This is a genomic window from Arthrobacter sp. Hiyo1, assembly GCF_001263615.2.
GTDB lineage: Bacteria > Actinomycetota > Actinomycetes > Actinomycetales > Micrococcaceae > Arthrobacter.
The window spans coordinates 401,193-403,005 of the sequence record NZ_DF952472.1 but is presented as its reverse complement, the minus strand read 5'-3'; the positions used below and the strand labels follow the sequence as shown (position 1 = coordinate 403,005).

General features: G+C 61.7%; 1 protein-coding gene and 2 pseudogenes. All 3 read left to right on the top strand.

All coding sequences use genetic code 11. The annotated features are described in order from the left end of the window. Positions 1 to 512, top strand: a 512-nt coding sequence (locus AHiyo1_RS15420; protein ID WP_275937067.1) for a glutamate ligase domain-containing protein, incomplete at its 5' end; no start/stop codon positions are given. After that, a pseudogene (gene mraY, locus AHiyo1_RS15415) lies at positions 509 to 1,617 on the top strand (phospho-N-acetylmuramoyl-pentapeptide-transferase). The gene AHiyo1_RS15420 and the pseudogene mraY, both read left to right, overlap by 4 nt. Next, positions 1,599 to 1,813 (top strand): annotated as a pseudogene (gene murD / locus AHiyo1_RS15410) (UDP-N-acetylmuramoyl-L-alanine--D-glutamate ligase); the annotation flags it as partial. The pseudogenes mraY and murD, both read left to right, overlap by 19 nt.

The window sequence follows — 1,813 nt, the reverse complement described above, 5'->3', positions numbered from 1 at the left end:
AGTCGCCCGCCAGCCGGTGGCGGATGGAACGCACTGAGCGCGCGGACGGCGTCACCATCATCAACGACGCGTACAACGCGAATCCGGAATCCATGCGCGCAGCATTGCGCACCCTCGCCGACCTCGGGCAGGGACGCCGCACGTGGGCAGTGCTTGGCGCGATGTTGGAACTCGGCGAAGATTCCATCCGCGAACACACGGCTGTGGGTACGCAAGTGGTCCGCTTGAACATTTCCAGGCTCGTGGTGGTTGGCCGGGAAGCCCGGGCGCTGTATGTTTCCGCGATCCAGGAAGGCTCCTGGGGCGACGAGTGCATCTTCACCGAAACTGCCGACGAGGCCTACGAACTGCTGCAGGCTGAGCTCAAACCGGGCGACTTGGTGCTTTTCAAGTCCTCGAACGGGGTCGGCCTAAGGCATTTGGGGGATCGGATAGCATTACCTCCACAGACCGGTACGAGTGCGAACACCGCGGCCGCAACTGCCGCCAATGAAGGGAACGAGCTGCTGTGATTGCACTGTTGATCGGCGCGGGCGTCGCCCTCCTGGTGGCCCTGGTTGGCACGCCACTCTTCATCCGGTTCCTCGTCACCAAGGGATACGGCCAGTTCATCCGCGACGATGGACCCACCTCCCACCACACCAAGCGTGGTACCCCCACGATGGGCGGGACAGTCGTGGTGGCCGCGGTGCTCATCAGCTACGGGTTGACCCACCTGATCATGTGGATGATGAACCGCGATCACCGGGCCCGTCCGCCTCGGGTCTGCTCTTGTTGTTCCTGATGGTCGGTATGGGATTCGTTGGTTTCCTCGACGATTTCATCAAGATTTCCAAGCAGCGCAGCCTCGGACTCAACGCCAAGGCGAAGCTGATTCTCCAAGCTTTTGTCGGCATTGTCTTCGCAGTGCTCGTCCTGAACTTCCCCGACTCGCAGGGGATCACGCCGGCCTCCACGCATATTTCGCTTGTGCGGGACATTCCCTGGCTGAACCTGGCCTTCGGGGGCACCGTCCTCGGAGCCATCCTGTTCGTCATCTGGTCGAACCTGATCGTCACTGCGGCAACCAACGGCGTCAACCTGACGGACGGATTGGACGGCCTCGCGGCCGGTGCCTCCATCATGGTCTTCGGAGCCTACACACTCATGGGAATCTGGCAGAACAACCAGGCATGCGGTTCACCCCGCGAGGCGGGCAGCGGTTGCTATTCGGTCCGCGACCCGCTCGATCTGGCGCTGCTGGCAGCTATTTGCAGTGCCGCGTTAGTGGGCTTCCTCTGGTGGAACACGTCCCCGGCGAAGATCTTCATGGGCGACACCGGTTCCCTGGCAATCGGCGGTGCCGTGGCCGGCTTTGCGATCCTCTCCCGCACGGAACTTCTTTTGGGCATCATCGGCGGGCTCTTCGTCCTCATCACGCTGTCGGTCATCATCCAGGTGGGCTACTTCAAGGTCACCAAGGGTAAGCGGGTCTTCAAGATGGCCCCACTTCAGCATCATTTCGAACTCAAGGGCTGGGCCGAAATCACGGTGGTTGTCCGATTCTGGATTCTTTGTGGACTATTCGTGGCCGCAGGCCTTGGGATTTTCTATGCTGAATGGGTGGTGCTGCTGTGAGCGCAAGTCCTCAAACCAAGCCTTCTGCCAATGACCGGCTCAAGGACCTCGTCAGTTGGGATTCCGACTGGAAGGGCCTCCGCGTCGTCGTGACCGGCATCGGTGTGTCCGGATTCGCGGCCGCCGATACCTTGATCGAACTGGGCGCACGCGTGGTGGTTGTCGACGCGGCGACGAGCGCCAAGGCCCTCGCGCA